This window comes from Thiomicrorhabdus heinhorstiae (genome assembly GCF_013391765.2).
GTDB classification, from domain to species: Bacteria; Pseudomonadota; Gammaproteobacteria; order Thiomicrospirales; family Thiomicrospiraceae; genus Thiomicrorhabdus; species Thiomicrorhabdus heinhorstiae.
Window position 1 is genome coordinate 1 of the sequence record NZ_JACBGI020000083.1, and the last position, 407, is coordinate 407.

Annotated in this window: 1 protein-coding gene; it reads right to left on the bottom strand. The window is 56.3% G+C overall.

Features of this window, described 5'->3' with window-relative positions:
* Positions 1–74: 74 nt before the first annotated feature.
* Positions 75–407, bottom strand: a 333-nt coding sequence (locus H8792_RS12465; protein ID WP_228767128.1) for a hypothetical protein, incomplete at its 5' end; no start/stop codon positions are given.

A 407-nucleotide genomic window follows, 5' to 3' on the forward strand; every position in this document is an offset into this window, starting at 1 on the left:
GTGTCAGTCAGCGCATTTATTGACTGGCACACCGCCTTCGCAAGCAAGCCCGCTCCCACATTCTTTGTCCGGGTTTATTCTTTGATGAATTTTCCGGTCACATAGGCCGAATAGTCCGGTAACACGGTCTCTACTTTCCCTTGTTCCTTAAGAAACTTCGCCGTCTCCCCAATGGCCTTGGCTGTCCCACCATTGAGCAAGGCGTCGGTTCGCTGCGCCTGTGCATCGGGGAAGGTGCTGCCTTCCAGCAGTTCGGGGATGTCTGCGGCGTTTGCGCCGGTCAACCGGGCGATCTTTTGCACCGGGCCGGAATCCACCGTCCAGCTGCTTTTATTGGCTGCATAGTCGGCAAACGAATCCAGGGTGATCTTGGCAAACTTGGCCACGACCTCCGGATGTTTCTCGGC